11 protein-coding genes are annotated in these 19636 nt (G+C 72.6%); 8 read left to right on the top strand and 3 right to left on the bottom strand.

Annotation, left to right across the window (positions count from 1 at the left end; translation table 11 throughout):
* Positions 1-21: 21 nt before the first annotated feature.
* Positions 22-1824, bottom strand: a complete 1803-nt coding sequence (locus QQM67_RS15475) for a GDSL-type esterase/lipase family protein (protein WP_399066743.1) — start codon at positions 1822-1824, stop codon at positions 22-24.
* A gap of 206 nt (positions 1825-2030) precedes the next feature.
* On the opposite strand from QQM67_RS15475, the gene QQM67_RS15470 reads away from it, so the two are divergent.
* Positions 2031-2471, top strand: a complete 441-nt coding sequence (locus tag QQM67_RS15470) for a DUF6278 family protein (RefSeq protein ID WP_314174407.1) — start codon at positions 2031-2033, stop codon at positions 2469-2471.
* Positions 2472-2567: 96 nt separating this feature from the next.
* Here QQM67_RS15470 and QQM67_RS15465 read toward each other — a convergent pair whose 3' ends face one another.
* Positions 2568-3347 carry a hypothetical protein gene (locus tag QQM67_RS15465; protein ID WP_314174406.1) on the bottom strand — a complete coding sequence of 260 codons (780 nt, stop codon included), beginning with the start codon at positions 3345-3347 and terminating at the stop codon, positions 2568-2570.
* Positions 3348-3473: 126 nt separating this feature from the next.
* Between QQM67_RS15465 and ggt the strand changes: the two genes are divergently transcribed.
* From ggt to QQM67_RS15430, 7 genes are all read left to right on the top strand, one after another.
* Positions 3474-5303 carry a gamma-glutamyltransferase gene (gene ggt, locus QQM67_RS15460; RefSeq protein ID WP_314174405.1) on the top strand — a complete coding sequence of 610 codons (1830 nt, stop codon included), beginning with the start codon at positions 3474-3476 and terminating at the stop codon, positions 5301-5303.
* 137 nt (positions 5304-5440) lie between these two features.
* Positions 5441-7021: a hypothetical protein gene (locus QQM67_RS15455; protein WP_314174404.1), complete on the top strand. Its 1581-nt coding sequence runs from the start codon at positions 5441-5443 to the stop codon at positions 7019-7021.
* Between the two features lie 228 nt (positions 7022-7249).
* Positions 7250-8092: a nitrilase-related carbon-nitrogen hydrolase gene (locus tag QQM67_RS15450; protein ID WP_314174403.1), complete on the top strand. Its 843-nt coding sequence runs from the start codon at positions 7250-7252 to the stop codon at positions 8090-8092.
* Complete coding sequence (locus QQM67_RS15445; protein WP_314174402.1) at positions 8092-9435, top strand: aspartate aminotransferase family protein; 1344 nt, start codon at positions 8092-8094, stop codon at positions 9433-9435. Before QQM67_RS15450 ends, QQM67_RS15445 begins: the two co-directional genes overlap by 1 nt.
* Positions 9432-10838, top strand: coding sequence for a dihydropyrimidinase (gene hydA / locus QQM67_RS15440; RefSeq protein ID WP_314174401.1), 1407 nt, complete (start codon positions 9432-9434; stop codon positions 10836-10838). The genes QQM67_RS15445 and hydA overlap by 4 nt, the downstream gene beginning before the upstream one ends.
* 28 nt (positions 10839-10866) lie before the next feature.
* Positions 10867-11868: a TIGR03842 family LLM class F420-dependent oxidoreductase gene (locus QQM67_RS15435; RefSeq protein ID WP_314174400.1), complete on the top strand. Its 1002-nt coding sequence runs from the start codon at positions 10867-10869 to the stop codon at positions 11866-11868.
* 93 nt (positions 11869-11961) lie between these two features.
* Positions 11962-13527, top strand: a complete 1566-nt coding sequence (locus QQM67_RS15430) for an NCS1 family nucleobase:cation symporter-1 (RefSeq protein ID WP_314174399.1) — start codon at positions 11962-11964, stop codon at positions 13525-13527.
* A 25-nt stretch (positions 13528-13552) separates the two neighbouring features.
* On the opposite strand, the gene QQM67_RS15425 is transcribed toward QQM67_RS15430, so the two are convergent.
* Positions 13553-19600, bottom strand: a complete 6048-nt coding sequence (locus tag QQM67_RS15425) for a WD40 domain-containing protein (RefSeq protein WP_314174398.1) — start codon at positions 19598-19600, stop codon at positions 13553-13555.
* Positions 19601-19636 lie beyond the last annotated feature (36 nt).

Here is a 19636-nt window from a genome sequence, read left to right as displayed (position 1 = left end):
CGCCCCGCCCCGGACCGCGTCCTACGGCACGAGCTTCTTCAGCTCCACCGAGTCCGCCATCGCCTTCAACCCGGCGTCGCCCGGGTGCAGATGGTCGCCGCTGTCGTAGGCGGGCAGCATCCGCTGAGGTCGCGCCGGGTCCCGTACGACGGCGTCGAAGTCGAGCACCGCGTCGAACGTGCCCTTGTTCTCGCGTACGAAGGCGTTGACGGCGCTGCGCTTGGCATCGACTTCGGGAAAGCAGTCCTTGTAGCCCTCGCAGGGCGTCAGAGTCGCCCCGACGACGCGCAGTCCCCGCTCGTGCGCCCGCCGGGCCACCTCCTTCAGGCCCGCGATGACCTCCTCCGATGTCGCGCCCCACCGCACGTCGTTGATGCCTTCGAAGACGACGACGGTGTGGGCGTTCGTCTGCGCCAGCACGTCGCGCTCCAGCCGGTGCAGTGCGCTGACGCCGCCGGTGTCGTCGCTGACGCCGTCGCCGGGATAGCGGTCGGAGACGACGCGGTTCGCGGAGATGCCCTGGTTGAGCACCCCGTAGCGCGGCACCTCCTGCTGTGCGCGCAGCCGCCGCGCGAGCACGTCCGGCCAGCGCCGGTTGGCGTCCGGCGTCGAGCGCACCCCGTCGGTGATGGAGTCCCCGAACGCGACGACCGAGCCCGGTCCGCCGCGCACGTCGACCCCCGTCAGGAACGGCCACACGTTCAACGAGCCGGTGAACGCGGCGCCTTCCTGGTCTCCCGTACGGTCTCCGCTGCCGCCCGCGCTGACGTAGCTGCGCTGGATGGCCTCGCTGTGCACGGGGGCGGCCTCGACCGGCTTCGGCAGATGGACGCTCACCAGCAGGTTGGTGTCGGCCGGCACCTGGAAGCCGACGGAGTCGCTGACGGCGCTCGTGCCCGCGGGCATCACCACGCCGTCCCTTCCGCCGAATTGCAGCCGCACGGGCCGTCCTCTGCCCGTGGCGCCCTCGCGCTGTACGACGACGGACGCGTGCCCGATCTCCACGGGGCCGGAGGCGAAGGTGTTGGCCAGCCTGATCCGCGTGTGCGAACCGCCGGCCGAGGTGTGCACGACGAGCCGGAGGGTCTGGTTCGTCCAGGGGCCGACGGTGGTGTAGCCGGCGGAACTCGTCGTCCAGCTGCCCGTCCAGGACGACTCCTGACGCCGCACGGACGCGGCGAAGACGTGCAGATCGCTCGCCGGGCCCGCGTCGCGCGGCAGCGTCAGCGAGCGGATGCTGCGGCCCTCGCGCACCGGAACCGTGACCGCGTACAGCTTGGCCTTCTCGGTGAGCGGGCCGCCGGACCGGGTGTTGATGCGCGGCAGCGCCACGCCCTTCGTGGCGAGGGGGCCGCCGCGCCAGTCCGGGGCGGACAGCGTGTACGCGGAGGTGGAGCCGTCCGCGTAGCGGATGGTGCCGCTGCCGGTGACGTCGCCGCCGGGGGCGCCGCGGGAGGTGCCCGCCACCAGTAACGAGACGGCGTTGCCCTCGCCGCTCAGCCGCACCTGCTGCCCGTCGGCCCGTACGTTGTCGGGGCTGCCGGGCTTGGTGTGCGGCCAGCGCAGGGCGGCGGAGTCGAGTCCGAGGAGCCGGCCGGGCTCCCATCCGGCATTGTGCAGATCCTGTGCAGAGAGGGAGTTGCCCGCTCCGTCGAAGTCGGCGTCACCCGGGCTCGCGTCGTCGCTCACCGCCCGGTTGTCGAAGAGCCGCTCCAGAGGGAGCGGCTCGGTGGTCGTCGTACGGTCCTCCGCGACCGCGACCGCGGGGGCACCCGCGAGCGTCAGCAGGATCAGGAGGGGAACAGTCCACAGACGTCTGCGCACGCCGGTTGTCCTCTCTCTCGTCTCTCGCGTCCGGCACCAACACCCTTTCCGCGCCCCCTGATTCGAGCGAGGCCCGGTGAAGGTAGAGAGACGGCAAAGCGGCGTCAAGGTGTCCAGTCGGGACACCGTCCGTTTTTTCCGCACCCCTGCCCGTTGCACAGCGTGCCTGTGGTGCTCGCCCATGTGGGGATGACACCCTGATCCGTATGAACATCCCCTTCCTGGACAACTGGCGTAAGAGGCACGAGGACGCGCAGGGCGCGTCGCTCGCGGACGCGGTGTCCAGCGACCCCGAGGGCGCCGCTCAGCTGCTCTCCGAATGCGAACTGCTGCGGGACCACGCAGAGGACGCAGGGGTCGAACTCGACGACTCCGCCGAGTCGTTGTCCGCTCTCGACCAGCTGCTGCCGCGCTGGCGCGAGGACCCGGAGGTCTCGCCCTGGCTCGGCAGCGACGCCGGCCTGTATCTGGGCACGGTCCTCGTGCGTACGGTTCCGGGCGCCGTGTGGGGGCTGCGCCCGGACGGACAGCCGGTGGTGCGGCTGGAGTCGGGCCGGGAGCTGGACGTACTGGAGGAGGGGGCCGCGTGGGCGGAGACCGGCACGCCGGAGCTGTCGCAGCTGTACGCGGAGTTCTCCGAGGGCTGACGGCGGCGGCAGGGCTTGCCGGGGCTCAGCGGGCCGCCGGAGGGGCCCACAGTTCAGGTGCCGGTGTGCCGCGCCCGCGGCAAGGACGGACGTGCGTCAGCTCTTCGCGCGGTGGCCTCCGCGCCGGCCGCCGCCGTCCGGGTCGGCGGCAGGGGGCGGCGGGGCGCTCGCGGCGCGCGTGACGTCGGCGACGAGTTCGACCACGTCCGCCCCGTACGCCTGGGAGTTGACGACCCTCAGCAGCACGCAGAAGTTGCCGTTCGTCCCGTACTTGCGCATCAGACGCGCGTGGTGCCGGGCCAGATAGCGGGCCGCGGCCTGGTTGGTGACGGCGCGCTGGCCGCAGAAGAGGAAGACGGGGCGGGAGGTGTCGCTCTGACCGGCCGTGAGGCGCGCGAGCAGCACGTGCTCCCGTACGCCGGGCTCCAGCAGATGCCGCTCGCCGCCGATGGTGAAGGCACCGCGGTCCGGGCTGTTTCCGGTCTCGGTGTCGATGTGGACGCCGGGCAGCAGCGACTGGAGATGCGCCGCCATGCGGCGGTTGGAGACCGGCCCGCCGATGCAGAACTCGGTGCGTTCGCCGAAGCCCTGCTGCGCCATCTCGTGGGATATGACGTCCCCGTTCGCTCCGCACTCCTTCACGACGGCCGACAGCTCCAGGAGCGCGAAGACGTCGTTGCGCGCGACGGACCACTCGCCGGTGGCCGCGTCGCGGTTGACCACCAGCAGGCATTCGGAGTGCTCCGGCAGCCCGAAGAAGCGCCGCTTGCGGGCGAGTCCGCGCTGCCACAGATACGTGCGCGCGAACCAGCCCAGCGCGGCGGCGAGAGCCGCCGCGAGGACACCCAGCACGAGCGCAGGCAGGTTCTCCGTCATGGGGCGGCAGCGTACATGCGCACGAGAACGGGGCGTACGGGGTGCGCGGGATCTGCGCCGCTCCGGTGCTGACGCTGTTCGGGCCGCGGGCTAGTCTTCGCTGAACCGTCTCGTCAGGAGGTCTCCATGCGGCGCATGACCAACCGCCGTTCCGCCAGACTGCTCGCCGTGGTCACCGCCACCGCCGCCGTCGCCGCGCTGGGAGCGGCGGCCGCGCCCGCGCTCACCGGGAGCGGCGGGGAAGCGGAACACGGGCAGCAGTCGAAGAAGCCGGTCGCGGTCGGTTCCGGCGGCGCCGTCTCCAGCGTGGACGCCGACGCGTCGGCGGCCGGCATCAAGGTGCTCAAGCAGGGCGGCAACGCGGTCGACGCGGCGGTGGCCACCGCGGCCGCGCTCGGCGTCACCGAGCCGTACTCGGCGGGGCTCGGCGGGGGCGGCTACTTCGTCTCGTACGACGCCGCCAGCGGCAAGATCCGCACTCTCGACGGCCGTGAGACCGCCCCGAAGAGCGCCGACGAGAAGCTCTTCCAGGAGGACGGCAAGGCCATTCCGTTCGACGAGGCCGTCACCAGCGGCCTGAGCGTGGGCACGCCCGGCACGCCCGCCACCTGGGAGCAGGCCCTCGGCAAGTGGGGCACCAAGCCGCTGGGCAAGGTCCTCGCCCCCGCCGAGAAGCTTGCGCGCGACGGCTTCACCGTCGACGACACCTTCCGCCAGCAGACCGCCGACAACGAGAAGCGCTTCCGCAAGTTCCCCGACACCGTCAAGCTGTTCATGCCCGGCGGCAAGCTCCCGGAGACCGGCAGCACGCTGCGCAACCCGGACCTGGCCCGTACGTACGGCACGATCGCTCGCGAGGGCACCGGGCCGCTCTACGACGGGGCGATAGCGGACGACATCGTCGACACGGTGCGCAAGCCTCCGGTGGACCCGGACGCCGGGAAGGTGCGCAAGGGCGATCTGACCCAGGACGATCTGAAGGCGTACGGGGTCAAGAAGCAGGCGCCGTCGCACACCCGCTACCGAGGTCTCGACGTCTTCGGGATGGCTCCCTCCTCCTCCGGCGGCACCACGGTCGGCGAGGCCCTGAACATCCTGGAGCGCGGCGATCTGAGCAAGCTCAGCAAGAAGAAGCTGCTGCACCGCTACATCGAGGCCAGCCGCGTCGCCTTCGCCGACCGAGGACGCTGGGTCGGCGACCCCGCCGCCGAGGACGTCCCGTCCAAGGAGCTGCTGTCGCAGCGCTTCGCCGACTCGCGGGCCTGTCTCATCAAGGACGACAAGGTGCTCAAGAGCCCGGTGGCGCCCGGCGATCCGCGCGACCCGGAGGACTGCGGCAAGGGCGACGAGGCCGCGCCCACGACGTACGAGGGCGACAGCACGACACATCTGACGGTCGCCGACAAGTGGGGCAACATCGTCTCCTACACGCTGACGATCGAGCAGACCGGCGGCAGCGGCATCACCGTCCCCGGGCGCGGCTTCCTGCTCAACAACGAGCTGACGGACTTCTCCTTCGTGCCCGCCGACCCCGACGTGCACGACCCGAACCTGCCCGGTCCGGGCAAGCGCCCCCGCTCGTCGATGTCGCCGACGATCGTGCTGGACGGCGGCAAGCCCGCCTTCGCGCTGGGTTCGCCCGGCGGCGCCACGATCATCACCACCGTCCTCCAGAGCATGATCAACCACGTGGACCGGGGGATGACGCTCCCCGATGCCCTCAACGCCCCGCGCGCCAGCCAGCGCAACGCGGCGAAGACGGAGATCGAGCCGAAGCTGTGGAACAGCGGCGTGCGGCCCGAACTCGAGGATCTCGGCCACTCGTTCACCAAGATCGACGAGATCGGCGCGGCCACCGCCGTCCAGCCGCTGCCCGGCGGGCGCTGGCTCGCCGCGGCGGAGAAGGAGCGGCGCGGCGGCGGTTCGGCGATGGTGGTGCACCCCTCGAAGAAGTAGCAGCGGGAGAGCGGGCGGCCGGCGGGACGACCGCCGGCCGACCGCCGCTGGTCGGGCGGTCGGCGGGAGCGGGACGAAAACCGGCCGTAGCGCTCCGGTAACACCCGCCGTAACACGGCGGGTGTGCAATGCGGGGCATGGCCGATATGCCCGCACCGGCGACCGTCCGGCAGCCTCCCGGCGCCGTGCGTTCGTACGCCGCCGAACTCCTCGCGCTGGCCCGGCGGCTGGATCCCGCGTCCGGCTGGTTCGCCGTCTTCGCGGAGCACGATCCGGACGGGCTGCGCGAGTGTCTGTCGGGGCGGGAGATGCCGCCGTGGGACGTCGTGGCCTCGCTGCTGGAGGACCTGCGGCGGCAGCACGGCCCCGGCGCCGCGCGCCAGGCGGAGGAGCAGCTGCGCCCGCTGCACGGCACGGCCGCCACCGCGTACGACCTCCATGCCGGCGGCGAGCCGGTGCTGCGCCGCCGACTCGCCGCGGCGGCGGGGGAGTTGGACGAGGCGGCTGCGCGTGTCCGGGCGCTGGAGCCGGGCGGCGGCGCGGAACAGGCATGGGCGCACGACTATCTCGTACGCGTCGAGGCGCGCTGCGAAGAACTGCGCGCCCGCCTCGCGGCGCTGACCGCCTCCGGGCAGGCGGAGCCGGCGCATCGCGACGCGCACCCGGGCGCGGGCGGCGAGGGCTCCGCGGCCGATGCGGGCTCCGTGGCCGATGCGGCTTCCGCCGCGCCGCCGGCCAAGAGGCGTGTCCGGAGCGGTGGTTCGCGGTTCGCCGGGGCTCTGGATGAGGAGACGGAGGCGGGCGGGCCCGCGCCGATCGTGCCGCCCGGCGCCCCCACGCCCGACCTGGCTCCCCGTAGCGGCGGCGCGGCCGATGCGGGCCCCGTGGCCGATGCGGCTTCCGCCGCGCCGCCGGCCAAGAGGCGTGTCCGGAGCGGTGGTTCGCGGTTCGCCGGGGCTCCGGGCGAGGAGACGGAGGCGGGCGGGCCCGCGCCGATCGTGCCGCCCGGCGCCCCCACGCCCGACCTCGCTCCCCTTACCGGCGGCGCGGGCGGTCCCGGCGACCGCGACGACGCGGCACCGAGCGGTGAACTCGCCCCGCGCGGCGCACGGTTCGCCGGGTCGGTGCCGCGGCCCGCCGAGGCCGGGACCCTGCCCTCCCCCGACGAGATCGCACAGGCCCGCGCCCTCGCGGACGAGGCCGCGGCACGCCTGGTACGGCTGCGGCGTGCGGGAGCCGGCGGCGAGGCGCACGCCCTGCTGTGCGAGGCCGCGCACTGGCCGCCCTTCCGATTCGCCGTCCTGGTCGACGAGTTGCAGGGCCGCGGGCTGGCACCGGACGCGGGAACCCTGCTGTGGGAGGCGGCGGATCTGCCCGCCGGAGCCTTCGCCGCCGCAGCGGCGGCACTGGCCGCGCTGGGCCGCGGCGAGGACGGCGTCCGGATGCTGCGCCAGGGCGTGTCCCGCCCGCCGCGCGAGATAGCCGAGGCGGCGCTCGCCCTGCACCGCGCGGGCCGGGAGCACGAGGCCAGGGAGCTGCTGGCCGCCGTGATCCGGGCCCGCACGCCGGCCGGGGCCGCGCAGGTGGTGCGCGCGGAGCCGGCGGTGCTCGCCGGGCTCGTCCTGGAGGCGGCCCGCGCCATGTCGCACGAGCAGTTGCGCAGGGTCGCCGACGCGCTGCGGACGGCAGAAGTTCCCGGCGTGCCGAGGGCGCTGTGAGGCCGCGGCGCACCCTTGGACGTACGGCGCTGCCGCCGCTCGTCATGCCTGGTGGGCGGCGTTTGGACGGCCGCGGGACCGCGCCGCGCCCCCGCCCGCGGCAGGGAGATCGTTCGGGCGACGTGGCGCAGATGCCCTTGCCACCGTGCGAGAGCCGACCTACGGTCACATTCTCACGTGGATCTACGCGTGTCGAATGGCCTTGACCTCCCGGCAAAGGAGCTGCTCATGCCCGATGTTGTGCGCGCCGCCCTCGTGCAGGCGACCTGGACAGGCGACACCGACTCGATGATCGAGAAGCATGAGCAGCACGCGCGCGAGGCGGCCCGGCAGGGCGCCCGCGTCATCGGCTTCCAAGAGGTCTTCAACGCCCCGTACTTCTGCCAGGTGCAGGACGCCGAGCACTACAAGTGGGCCGAGCCCGTGCCGGACGGTCCGACGGTGCGGAGGATGCAGGAGCTCGCGCGCGAGACGGGGATGGTCGTCGTCGTGCCCGTCTTCGAGATCGAACAGCCCGGCTTCTACTACAACACCGCCGCGGTGATCGACGCCGACGGCACCGTACTGGGCACCTACCGCAAGCACCACCTGCCCCAACTGCCGGGATTCTGGGAGAAGTTCTACTTCAAGCCGGGCAACCTGGGCTGGCCCGTCTTCGACACCGCCGTCGGCCGGGTCGGCGTCTACATCTGCTACGACCGCCACTTCCCCGAAGGCTGGCGCGCCCTGGGCCTGGAGGGCGCCCAGCTCGTCTACAACCCCTCGGCCACCTCCCGCGGCCTCTCCAGCCATCTGTGGCAGCTGGAGCAGCCCGCGGCGGCCGTCGCCAACGAGTACTTCGTCGCCGCCATCAACCGCGTCGGCCGCGAGGAGTACGGCGACAACGACTTCTACGGCACGAGCTACTTCGTCGACCCGCGCGGCCAGTTCGTCGGCGACGTCGCGAGCGACAAGGAGGAGGAACTCGTCGTGCGCGACCTCGACTTCGGGGTCATCGACGAGGTGCGGCAGCAGTGGGCCTTCTACCGGGACCGCCGGCCCGACGCGTACGAGGGGCTGGTGCGTCCCTGATGACCTCCTCACACTCCCCGGGCACGGCCGAGGCGCTCCTCCAGCGCCACCGGGCCGTCCTGCCCGACTGGCTCGCCCTCTACTACGACCGGCCCCTGGAGATCACCCACGGCGAGGGACGGCACGTCTGGGACGCGGAGGGCAACCGCTACCTGGACTTCTTCGGCGGCATCCTCACCACGATGACGGCGCACGCGCTGCCCGAGGTCACCAAGGCCGTCAGCGAGCAGGCCGGCCGCATCCTGCACACCTCCAGCCTCTATCTCGCCCGTCCCATGGTGGACTTGGCCGAACGCATCGCGGCCCTGTCCGGAATCCCCGACGCCCGCGTCTTCTTCACCACCTCGGGGACCGAGGCCAACGACACGGCGCTGCTGCTCGCCACCACGTACCGCCGCTCCAACCAGATCCTGGCGCTGCGCAACAGCTACCACGGGCGGTCCTTCTCGGCGATCGGCATCACCGGCAACCGCTCCTGGTCGCCGACGACCCTCTCGCCGCTCCAGACGCTGTACGTGCACGGCGGAGTCCGCACCCGCGGCCCCTACGCCGCGCTGGACGACGCCGAGTTCATCGACGCCTGCACCGCGGACCTGGAGGACATGCTCGGCCAGACCGGCGGCGACGTCGCGGCGCTGATCGCCGAACCGGTGCAGGGCGTCGGCGGGTTCACCTCGCCGCCCGACGGGCTGCTCGCCGCGTTCCGCGAAGTCCTGCACGAGCACGGCATCCTGTGGATCAGCGACGAGGTGCAGACCGGGTGGGGCCGCACCGGCGAGAACTTCTGGGGCTGGCAGGCGCACGCGCAGTCGGGGCCGCCCGACATGCTCACCTTCGCCAAGGGCATCGGCAACGGCATGTCGATCGGCGGCGTCGTCGCCCGGGCCGACGTCATGAACTGCCTGCCTGCCAACTCGATTTCGACCTTCGGCGGCAGCCCCGTCACGATGGCCGCCGGCAACGCCAACCTCAACTACCTGCTGGAGCACGACCTTCAGGGCAACGCGCGCCGCGTCGGCGGCCTCCTCCTGGAGCGGCTGCGGGCCGCCTCCGCCGGTCTCGGCGTCGTACGGGAGGTGCGGGGGCGCGGGCTGATGGCCGGCGTCGAGCTGGTCGAGCCGCACACCGACACCCCGTCGCCGAAGGCCGCCTCGCTGGTGCTGGAAGCGGCACGCGAGAGGGGCCTGCTCATCGGCAAGGGCGGCGGCCACGCCACGAGCAGCGTGCTGCGCATCGCGCCGCCGCTGAGCCTGACCGTCGCGGAGGCGGAGGAAGGCGCCGAGATCCTGGAGCACGCCCTGCGCACGGCCGACACGGAGCTTGGAGGGGAGAGCACACAATGACGCACTCACGTACGGTCGTTCGCGGGGGACTCGTCATCACCGCGGCCGACGAGACGCACGCGGACGTACTCGTCGAGGACGGGCGGATCGTCGCCACCGCCGCCACCGGAAGCGACGTGGCCGAGGGCTGGAGCGCCGAGCGGACCATCGACGCCACCGGCAAGTACGTCATCCCGGGCGGCGTCGACCCGCACACGCACATGGACATGCCCTTCGGCGGCACCTTCTCCTCCGACGACTTCGAGACTGGCACCCGGGCCGCCGCGTGGGGCGGCACCACGACCATCGTCGACTTCGCCATCCAGACGAAGGGGCACGCCCTGCGCGAGGGGCTGGACCGCTGGCACGCCAAGGCCGACGCCCAGTGCGCCGTCGACTACGGGTTCCACATGATCCTGTCCGACGTGAACCAGGGGACGCTCAAGGAGATGGACCTGCTGGTGGAGGAGGGCATCACCTCCTTCAAGATGTTCATGGCCTACCCGGGCGTCTTCTACAGCGACGACGGGCAGATCCTGCGCGCCATGCAGCGCACGGCGGGCAACGGCGGCCTGATCATGATGCACGCCGAGAACGGCATCGCCATCGACGTCCTCGTCGAACAGGCCCTGGCCGCGGGCCGCACCGACCCCCGCCACCACGGCGAGGTCCGCAAGGCGCTGCTGGAGGCGGAGGCCACCCACCGCGCCATCCAGCTCTCGCGGGTGGCCGGTTCGCCGCTGTACGTCGTGCACGTCTCGGCGGAGGAGGCCGTGGCCGAGCTCGCGTCGGCGCGCGACAAGGGCCTGCCCGTCTTCGGGGAGACCTGTCCGCAGTACCTGTTCCTCTCCACGGACAACCTCGCCGAGCCGGACTTCGGCGGCGCCAAGTACGTCTGCTCCACGCCGCTGAGGCCGAAGGAGCACCAGGCGGCGCTGTGGCGGGGGCTGCGCACCAACGACCTCCAGGTGGTCTCCACCGACCACTGCCCCTTCTGCTTCGTCGGCCAGAAGGAGCTGGGCCGCGGCGACTTCTCCAAGATCCCCAACGGGATGCCGGGCGTGGAGCACCGCATGGACCTGCTCCACCAGGCCGTGCTCGACGGGCACATCACGCGCCGCCGCTGGATCGAGCTGGCGTGCGCCACCCCGGCCCGCATGTTCGGGCTCTACCCCAAGAAGGGCACGTTGCAGCCCGGTTCGGACGCGGACATCGTGATCTACGACCCGCAGGCGCAGCAGACGCTCTCGTCCGAGACGCACCACATGAACGTCGACTACTCGGCGTACGAGGGCAAGCAGATCACCGGCCAGGTGGAGACGGTGCTCTCGCGGGGCGAGAGCGTGATCGACAGGCGCACCTACACAGGACGCGCGGGGCACGGGCAGTACACGCCCCGCGGTCTGTGCCAACTCCTCGACTGAAACCAGCGGTTGAAAGGACGGACAGGGCATGGACTTCGGACTCGTACTGCAGACGGACCCGCCCGGCTCCCGCACGGTCGGCCTCATGCGCCGCGCCGAGCGGCAGGGGTTCCGCTACGGCTGGACGTTCGACTCGGCGGTGCTGTGGCAGGAGCCGTTCGTCATCCACAGCCGCGTGCTGGAGAACACCGAGCGGCTGATCGTCGGCCCGATGGTCACCAACCCGGGCACCCGCGCGTGGGAGGTCACCGCCTCCACGTTCGCGACGCTCAACGAGATGTACGGCAACCGCACCGTCTGCGGCATCGGCAGAGGCGACTCGGCGATGCGCGTCGCCGGGCGCAAGCCCAACACCCTCGCGAGACTCAGCGACGCGATGTCCGCGATCCGCGACCTGGCCGAAGGGCGTGAGGCGGTCATCGAGGGCAAGCCGCTCAGACTGCCGTGGGTGCGCGACGGGAAGCTGCCGGTGTGGATGGGCGCATACGGGCCGAAGGCGCTCGCCATGGCGGGGCGTGAGGCCGACGGCTTCATCCTTCAGCTCGCCGACCCGTATCTGACGGAGTCGATGGTCAAGGCGGTGCGCGTCGCCGCCGCGCAGGCGGGCCGCGACCCGGACGACGTCACGGTCTGCGTCGCGGCACCCGCCTACGTCGGCGACGACCTCCAGCACGCGCGCGAGCAGTGCCGCTGGTTCGGGGGCATGGTCGGCAACCACGTCGCGGACCTCGTCGCGCGGTACGGCGAGGAATCCGACGTGGTGCCCGCCGCGCTGACCGACTACATCAAGGCCCGTCAGGGCTACGACTACGCGCACCACGGCCGCACGGGCAACCCGGACACCGAGTTCGTCCCGGACGAGGTCGTCGACCGCTTCTGCCTGCTGGGCCCGGCCGAGTGGCACATCGAGAAGCTGCGCACGCTGCGGGACCTCGGCGTCGACCAGTTCGCGGTGTACGCCATGCACGACGCCACGGAGTCCGTCATCGACGCGTACGGGCGGGACATCATTCCCGCGCTGAACAGCTGACGGGTGACAGCTGACAGTTGACGACGACTGTCAGCCGACGATTGCCAACTGACAACCGAAGAATTCCAGCACCGAGCCGAAGAGGTGTGAGCCATGACCGGGACCGTTCCCACCGCCGCACCGGGCCCGCAGGGCGCGCCCGGCCACGGCACCGCCGAAGAGTTCACGCACCCCGACGGCCGGGTCGAGCTCGCCCCGGGCGCCATACCCGAGGGCAGCCGCTTCGCCAACGCCGACCTGCACCCGGTGCCGGTGGCCGAGCGGCACTGGACCACGTACAACTTCGCCGCCGTGTGGATCGGCATGGCGCACAACATCCCGTCATGGCTGCTCGCTTCGGGTCTCGTGGCCCTCGGCATGGACTGGAAGCAGGCCGTCTTCACCATCGCCCTGGCCAACGTGATCGTGCTGCTGCCGATGCTGCTGACCGGGCACGCAGGCCCCAAGTACGGCATCCCCTTCCCCGTCTTCGCACGCGCCTCCTTCGGTCTGCGCGGCGCGAACCTGCCCGCGATGATCCGGGCGGCGGTCGCCTGCTGCTGGTTCGGCATCCAGACGTGGATCGGCGGCCAGGGCATCTTCGTACTGCTCGGCAAGATCTTCGGCGGCTGGACGGAGGCGGCGAAGATCGGCGGCCAGCCGTGGACGCTGTGGGTCTGCTTCGTGCTGTTCTGGGCGCTCGAACTCGCCATCATCTACCGGGGGATGGAGACGCTGCGCCGCTTCGAGAACTGGGCGGCGCCGTTCGTCATCGTCGGCGCGTTCGTGCTTCTGATCTGGATGGCCGTCAAGGCCGGCGGCTTCGGCCCGCTGCTGGACGAGCCGTCGAAGCTGGGCTGGGGCCCGGAGTTCTGGCCGGTCTTCTTCCCCGCGCTGATGGGCATGATCGCCTTCTGGTCCACGCTGTCGCTCAACATCCCCGACTTCACGCGCTTCGGAGCGGGGCAGCGCGCCCAGGTGTGGGGACAGTCCCTCGGGCTGCCCACGACGATGACGCTCTTCGCCCTGCTGTCGGTGTTCGTCACCTCCGGCTCGCAGGTGGTGTACGGGGCGTCGGTCTGGGACCCGGTGCAGCTCGCCGGGAAGACGGACAACGTCTTCGGGCTGCTCTTCGCCCTGGTGACGGTGCTCGTCGCCACGATCTCCGTGAATCTCGCCGCGAACGTCGTCTCACCGGCGTACGACCTGGCGAACCTCGCGCCGCGCTTCGTCAACTTCCGTACGGGCGCGCTCATCACGGGCGTCCTCGGTGTCGTGATCATGCCGTGGAAGCTGACCAAGACGCCGGAGCTGTACATCTACACCTGGCTCGGCACCGTCGGCGGTCTGCTCGGCACCGTCGCCGGCATCCTCATCGCCGACTACTGGCTGGTGCGCCGGACCCGTCTCGACCTCGCCGACCTGTACCGCGAGGGCGGCACCTACTGGTACGGCTCCGGCTGGAACTGGCGTGCCGTCGCCGCCTTCGTCGTCGGCGGTCTTCTGGCCGTCGGCGGCTCCTACTCGGCGAAGGGCAAGGGCCCGTTCCCCGCCGACGGCCTGATCCCCTTCCTCCAGCCTCTCGCCGACTACGGCTGGGCCGTGGGCGTCGCCAGCTCGCTGGTGCTGTACGTCGTGCTGATGCGGATCAGCCCGCCGAGTGCGGGCGCCGCGCGCTGAGTTCGGGGCAGCACCCGCGTCACAGTCACAACTCCGCGTCGAGAGCGAGGCGGTGGACCCCGGGAAGGAACTCGTCGAGTTCCCCCGGGGTGAACCGTGTCATGCCGACGACGTGCCAGAACTCGCCCGTCACATCGCCCTCGTACTTGTATCCGCCGCTCGGCGTCAGCGCGGCCCAGCCTCCGGGCACGCCGATCAGGGTGGCGCGCAGGTCCGGGGCGGCCTCACCGGCACCGGCGGCCCCCGCCTCGCCGAACCCGTCGCCCGGTCCGGCCTCGTCGGGCACGTTCCACAGCCGGACCGTGCCGTCCTCGCCGCCGCTCGCCAGCAGCCCGCCGTCCGGGCTGAAGGCGAGCGTGTGGATGCGGCCGGTGTGGCCCGTCAGCCGTGCCGTCTGCTCGCCGCTGTCCGCGTCCCACAGGCAGATCGCGCGGTCGTCGCCCGCGGTCGCGAGCAGCGGGCGGCGCGGGTGTGCCGACGCCGTCCACAGCCGGCCGCGGTGCCCGCGCAGCACGTGCCGCTGCTCGCCGTCCTCCCACACGACGGCCGTGCCGTCCCACGACGCGCTCAGCAGGGCGCTGTCGCCGCAGCAGAAGGTGACGGCGTACACGCGGTCGGCGTGGCCGTCGAGGTCGGCGACCATGCGTCCCGAGGAGGGCTCCCACAGCCGTACGCGGCTGTCGTCGCAGCCGGTGGCGAGGAGTCCGCCGTCCTCGCGGAAGGCGATGGAGCGCACCCGGCCGCGGTGCTGCGTCAGCGTCGTCACATGCGCGCCGGTGCTGCGCCACCACAGCCGTACGGTGTCGTCGTCGTTGGCGGTGGCGAGGAGTTCGCCGTCGCCGCTGAAGGCCTCCGCCCAGGTGTGGTCGGTCTCGACGTCGATCTCGCGCAGATATTCGCCGTTCGCGGCGTTCCACAGATAGACGTCGCCGTCGTTGCTGGCCGTGCCCAGCACGGGCCCGGCCGGGCTGAAGACGGCGGAGACCAACCGGTCGCCGCGGCCGGAGAGTTCGGCGGTGCGCCGCCCGGTGCGGGCGTCCCACACGCGTACGAGTCCGTCGTTGCCGCCGGTGGCGAGCCGGCTGCCGTCGGCGCTGAAGGTCAGGGTGTTGACGCGGCGGCCGTGGCCGCGCAAGATCCGCTTGCCCTGACCCGTCCCGGCGTCCCAGATCTGCGCACCGCCGTCGTTGCCGACGGTCAGCAGCTGCCTGTCCTGCGGACGGAAGGCACAGGCCCAGGCCGAGCCGCGGTGTTCGAGGGGCTGTTGCGGCAGCAGGCCCACCGACGGGCCGCCGGCACCGGAGGCGGTCACGCGCCACATCCGAACGGTGCCGTCGCTGTCGCACGCGGCCAGCAGGCGGCCCTCGTCCCCGAAGAGCACCTGGTAGACGGCGCCGGTGCAGCGCTCCAGCGTCCCGGCCGGCGCCCCGACACGCGGGGCCCACAGCCGCACTCCGCCGTCGGTGTCGCCGCTGACGAGGAGGTCGGCGGCGGGGTGGAAGTCGAGCGTATAGACGTGCCCGGAGTGGCCGGTGAACTCGTGCAGCAGCCGGGGGACTTGCGCGTGCGGATCTGCGTACGGTGCTGAATCCGGGCCCGTGTCCTGCCCGTCCGGGTCCGCGGCTTCGCCCGCGCCCGTCGCCGCCGTGCCGGCCCCGGCTCCCGCCGTGGCCGCCGTCATGTCCCAGACGCGGACCGTGCCGCGGCCGTCGGCGCCGCGGTCGCCGGTGGCCAGCAGCGTGCCATCGGGGCTGAACCTCGCCCGGTACAGGGCCCCTTGGTGCTCGCGCAGCTCAGCGGTGCACCGCCCCGTGCGGGTGTCCCAGATCCGCATGACGGCGCCCGCGTCGCCCGTGACGAGGGTGCCGCCGTCGGGGCTGAAGACCGCCGTGTAGACCGGTACGGCGTGGCCGGGCAGCCGGTGCACGGGCCGCCCCGCGTCCGGCCCCGTCGCGTTCCAGAGCGTCACCATGCCCTCGGCGTCGCCCGTGGCCAGCAGCCGTCCCCCGGCGTCGAGCGAGACGGGCCACACACCGCCGGGGTGGACGTCGAGGCGGTGCAGGCAGCGGCCCGAGACCGGGTCCCACAGCCGCACTTCGCCGTCGGCGGCGCCCGTCGCGAGCACGTCGGCGCGGAACTTGACCGCGTAGACCCGCCCTTCGTGCCCGTGCAGCGTGCGCACCGCCCGTCCGGTGTCCGCCGCGCAGACCAGCACACCGCCGTCCTCGCTTCCCACGGCGAGGAGTTCGCCCTCGGGGCTGAAGGAGATCGGCTCCGGCAGCCGGCTCGTGCGCATGTCGAAGCCGTACGGGACGCCGACCGCCGACGGACGCAGCCCCGCCTCCACCGGCATGCCCGGCGCGACGGAGGCCGTGGCCAGCTCCGGTGCCGACGCGGCCTCCGCGTCGGTGACGGCGTCGATGAGCGCCGCCCGGTTCCACCGGCTGTCCGTCAGCACCGCGCCGCGCAGATCGGTCCTGGTGAGCCGCGCCCTGCGCAGGTCGGCGCCGGTCAGGTCCGCGTCGCCGAGGTCGGCCTGGTCGAGGCGTGCGCCGACGAGGCGTGCGCCGCGCAGTATCGCGCCGGAGAGGTTGGTGCCCAGCAGCCGTGCGTCGGTGAGGTCGGCGCCGGTGAGGTCGACGCCGGAGAAGTCGCGCGCGGAGAGGTCCTCGCCGACGAGGCGCGCGCCGCGCAGATCGGCGTCCGCCGGCACCCGCAGCCGGTCGATGATCCGCACCGCGTTGGCGCGGGCCGCCTCGCTCGTACGGGGACCGGGGGAGTTGAGCACGCCCTGGACCCACTCGGTGCACCGCGCGTGGTCCGCGAGGTCGCAGAAGAACTCCACGGCGAGCTGGGTGAGCGGGCGGGCCGCGAGCAACGCGTCGTCGCCGCGGGCGAGTTGGGCCGCGGCCTCGCGGGCGACCAGCCACTCGACGACGGAGCCGTGGATGAAGTGGAAGAGCCCGTCGTCCGTACGCACCAAAAGGCTCCCGGCGCCGACGGCCTGCGCGCTCTCCTGGGTCGACATCGAACCGCTGTCCGCCAGCCCGCTCAGGGTCTCCGCGACGGTCTCGGTCAGCTCGTCCAGGCGGAGCGCGCTGCGCCCGCTCTCCCACAGCCGCTGTGCGAGCGCGGTGACGGCAGCCCACAGGTGCTCGATGCTCAGGCCGGGGGCGGCCCCCGGCCCGCCCTGGCCTCGGCGCTCCTCGACGGCGAGCCACGCGGCGAAGACGTCCTCGTACAGTCCGGCGGGGCTCAGCGCGCGGCCCGCCCCGGCCACGGCGCGCAGCTGCTCCGGTTCGAGGTCGGCGACGAAGCTGAGCAGCCGCGGATTGCCGCACAGCTCCAGCAGGTCGGGGATGTTCCGCAGCATCCGGAAGCGCTGTTCGGCGACGGCCTCGTCGCCGTAGCGGTTGACGAGGTACGTGCGGATCTGCGCCGGGGCGAAGCCTTCGAGGGACAGCACGCGCCGGCGCGGGAGCATGCCGACGCGTTCGCCGAGCGCCGTGAGGATCTGCGCCTGCGACTTGAAGTGCTGGGTCCGGCTGCTCACCACGATCTTGGCGTTGTCGACGGACGCGTCGAGGAGGACCTGGAGGTGGTCGGCGGCCCGGTCGTAGCTGACGCGGTTGACCAGCTCGTCGAAGCCGTCGAAGAGCAGCACCACACGGCCCTGCCCCAGCATGTAGCGCAGCGCCCGCAGATCGATGGTGTCGACTCCGTGCCCGGCCAGGTGCGCCGCGACGAGACCTTCGAGGCTGTGCGCCCGGTCCAGGGTGTTGAGCGGGATGAGCAACGGCGTGAGATGCGGCAGCTGTTCGGGGATGCGCCGCGCCAACTCCCGCAGCGCGAAGGTCTTTCCGTGCCCGAAGTCGCCGAGGAGCAGTACGAAGCGGCCGTGGTCCGCGGCGAGCAGATCGAGCATGTTCTCGACGAGGCCGTCGCGTTCCTCGCCGTCGGGGCGCTCCGCGTCGCGGAAGCGGCCGGGCAGGTAGAGGCCGGGCGCGTAGCGGCCGTCGGCGGCGAGGCTCGCCGTCTGAGCGCTCACGTACGCGCGCAGGTCGAGCAGCCCCTGGAACTCGAGGAAGCTGCGGACGCGGATGCCGCGGCGGCCCGCGCGCTCGCGCAGTGACCGCTCGGGCGAGGGGCCTTCGTGGACGATCTCCGCCTCGGAGCCGGTGTCGGTCGCGTGGGCCTGCGCCGTGAAGCGGTCGATCTCCTCCTCGGCCGGGGTGCCCGGATGCACGGCGATGCGCTGCTGCCGGACCACGCCCTCCTCGTGCCACGTGGCCATGATCTGCGTCATGTCGTGCGGATCGCGGCGGGGGACGTCCCGCAGGCGTACGCCCTCGCGCCGTGCGCGGCAGACCTCGCGTACGCGTTCGGCGAGCGAGTCGGCGGGCTCGTCGACGGGCCGGTTGTCCGTCTCGTCCTCGGGGGCGGATGCCGTCGGCAGCGGCGCGGCGGGCTCGTCGGGCACGGCGAAGACGCGCCGCGCTGAGCGCCATTCGAGGGGGAAGTCCGCGGGCTCGCTTCCGGCCTCATCCGTCCAGCGGGTGATGCCGCCGGAGCCGACGCGCAGCAGCTCGCAGCGCGCCGGGGCCGCCGATCCGAACAGCGGCAACTCACCCGTGGGGGTGGTCAGTTGTCCGTACGACGGCTCCGAGGAGGTGGTGCGGGGACCGCCCGTGGGCCCGTGCAGCACGAAGTGCAGGCGGCGCGCGGTCAGCCGGGCGAAGGTGTCGGCGTCCCGGAGCGGACCGGGCCCACCCGGCGCGTCGCCAGGCCGCTGCCGGCCGCCGGTGAGCGGATGCCGCAGCACGCCGATGCGCAGCCAGCCCTCCTCCTCGTAGGTGCGCAGCGCCTCGGAGAACCAGGTGGCCTGGTCGCGTCCGAGGAAGCCGTACTGGTCGTCGGTGCGGTGGCTGAAGGCGATGGAGGAGTTGAACCCGGCGACGACGGTGTGCAGTTCGGGCACGGGGAAGAGCGTCCACGGCTGGTCGCTCTCGAAGACCGTGTCCATGCCGTGGTACAGCCCGCGGAACAGCCGTGTGTAGTGGCGCCACTTGGGCCAGTACGGCGGCTGCGGCGGCACCTCGTCGGCCTCGCAGGTGTGGAAGTAGCCCCGGCACGCGGCCTGGCTGACGTCCTGGGTGCCCGGCACGATCACCGTCCGCTGCGGCGGCAGGTCCAGCTGGGAGCGCAGCCCGGTCAGGAAGTTCAGCGCCTGGTCGCACTCGCGGGGGCTGCCGGACGCGGTGAGGTCGCCGGAGACGACGAGCAGATCGGGGGAGGGCGCGCCGGCGTCCTTCAGCTCGACCAGGTCGCTCCACATCTCCCGCAGCAGCGCGTCGGGTTCACGGCCGCGGCCGAAGTCGGGCCCCGCCACATGCAGTACGGACAGGGCCTCCTGCCGCGCCGCGCCGCCGCCCGGCCCGGCGGGATAGTGCGGTGCCCTGGCGGGCCGCCGCCGCCCCGGCCAGCCCGTACGGCCCAGCGGCCGCTGTGCGTCGCCTGATCCGCCGCCGTGCCGGCCGGCGGCGGCCGTCTCCAGCGGGGCGCGCTGGCCGGGGACGTCCGCGGAACCGTCGGCGCCGCCGGGGTAGCCGGGCCGCAGTCCTGGGCGCGCATGGCCCTCGACGGCCTGCCCGACGCGGGTGAGCAGCATGCCGCGCGCCGTCTCCGTGTCGGTCACGCCCACGAGGTCGACGTACGTGATCGTCGCGAGCAGCCCCTCGATGGGGATGTCCTCGACCCGCACGGTGAGCAACTTGCGCTCCGGCGCCTCCGGTTCGGCACGCAGCGCGGCCTGCCACTCCATGCGCCCGTATGTGGAGCGCCCGTAGTGGCTGGAGAGCACGGCGATGACGGCGGCGGACTCGCTGACCCCGCGGTCCATGAAGTCGATGAAGTTGGTGCCGGGAACGAAGTCCCACGCCTGGATCACCGTGCGGTACCCGGCCTCCTCCAGCGTCCACGCGATCCACGACGCCCACTGCTCGTCCGCGGGGGAGTAACTGATGAAGAAGTCCAAGTCCCTTGCCTGCCCCACCAGTTCCCCGTTGTCCGTCATGGGGACATCGTAGGAGCCGCGGTGCAGGCCGGGCAC

It is taken from the genome of Streptomyces winkii, assembly GCF_032248595.1.
In the GTDB taxonomy this organism is placed as follows: Bacteria; Actinomycetota; Actinomycetes; order Streptomycetales; family Streptomycetaceae; genus Streptomyces; species Streptomyces winkii.
Note: the sequence above shows the minus strand (reverse complement) of the source record. Positions and strands in the feature narration are given on the sequence as shown.